Origin of the sequence: Mesorhizobium sp. M0062, from assembly GCF_040323125.1 — a bacterium.
Lineage (GTDB): Bacteria > Pseudomonadota > Alphaproteobacteria > Rhizobiales > Rhizobiaceae > Mesorhizobium.
Genome location: NZ_JAMYUO010000061.1, coordinates 1 through 1404 on the forward strand (window position 1 = coordinate 1; position 1404 = coordinate 1404).

The following is a 1404-nucleotide window of genomic DNA, read 5'->3' on the forward strand; positions in this document are numbered from 1 at the left end:
CGAGCGTGCCGACCTCATCCTCGCCCATGAGCGTGCTGTAGCCGACCACGTCGGCAGCAAGGATCGCGGTAAGCCTTCGCTCCATACCTGCCTGCGCCCTCCTTGGTCGATCAAGCGGCTTCGCGCAGCCTATTCTAGTCCCGCATCGGACGCGAGTGTGTGCGTCCGTTATGACGCGCGTGTGCTTCTACTGAACAACCGTAAAGTGAAACACCTTGCTTGAGTTGACGAAGGAATAGCCGCCGCCTCCATCGTCGCGGCGTTTATAGACGGGTCCACAGTCGGGGCGCCCGAACATATTCTCGCTCAGCTCGCACAATAAGTCGCCATCGACACGGACGGTCTCGGTGACCAGCCGCGTCGTGGAGCGGAAGGCTGCCTTGCCGTCGCTCCCGATCTGGAGGAAGGCTGGTTGGAGTCCGGGCTCAAGCTGACCCTGCAGAGTATGGCCCAGCACCAGCGAGGCGATCTCCTTGCCCTTCAAGCGGTTGTGCTCATCGCCGGTGAAACCGAACGGCCATTCGGGCAAGCCCGCCTGCTGCAACGCGTCGACGATGAGAGCCAAATCCTGCGGGTTACGATATTGGGCACCGTTGAGTCGGTATGCGGACAATGAATCGAAACCTGGTGTGGACATGGCACCTAGCCCCTCGGCCACTGCCGCCCTGGCATCCTGCAGGCGGCCGGCGCGGGCGTAGGCGGCACCAAGCGTGATCGTGAAATCTCCGACTGACGGCGCATCGTCGCGGGTGCGTTCGAGGGCCTCGATCGCCCTGTCGTTGCTCCCTTGAATTAGAAAGACCAGACCGGCAATTTGCCGGTTTACAGGTGAAAGGTTGGGATCGAGCCTGAGCGCCGTCTCGACCGCTTCGGCAGCCTCAGCATGACTGCCGGCGAACAGTTGCACGTATCCCAGGGCTATTTGCGTCTCAGCATCGCCGGGGCCGAGTGCGACGGCTCGCTCGACCGAAGCGATGGCTTCCTCGTAGCGGCGATCCACGACCTGCATGATCCCAAGAATAGCATAGGGCGACGAAAGGTCAGGGTCGAGTTGCAAAGCTCGGCTCGCCTTCTCATATGCTCTCTTTCGTGCTGGCGCGCTCTGCATGATGTCATTGAACGATTCACGCCAGATATACACCGTCGTGCTTGCATCCGCCGCGAAGGCTTCCGCAAAAGCGGGGTCGAGCTGCTCGGCCTTGTCGTAGAGCGTGAGCGCCTCCCGCAGGCCGTCGCGCCGACCGGTCCGTGCTGTCTGCTCGGCACGAAGATAGAAGTCGTAGGCTTCGAGGTTTTCGGTCGGCGGCCGCGCCATGCGTTCGCTTTCCGCTGCCGAAGGTTGCATGCCAAGCGCCTTGGCGATCTCGCCGCTCATCTCGTGCTGGACGGCAAACACGCCGGCCA

General features: G+C 62.1%; 1 protein-coding gene. It reads right to left on the minus strand.

Annotated features, from left to right (window positions below):
* Nucleotides 1-187: 187 nt before the first annotated feature.
* Nucleotides 188-1404 (minus strand): tetratricopeptide repeat protein (locus NKJ64_RS30420; RefSeq protein WP_352463827.1); only part of this gene is annotated, 1217 nt, incomplete at its 5' end.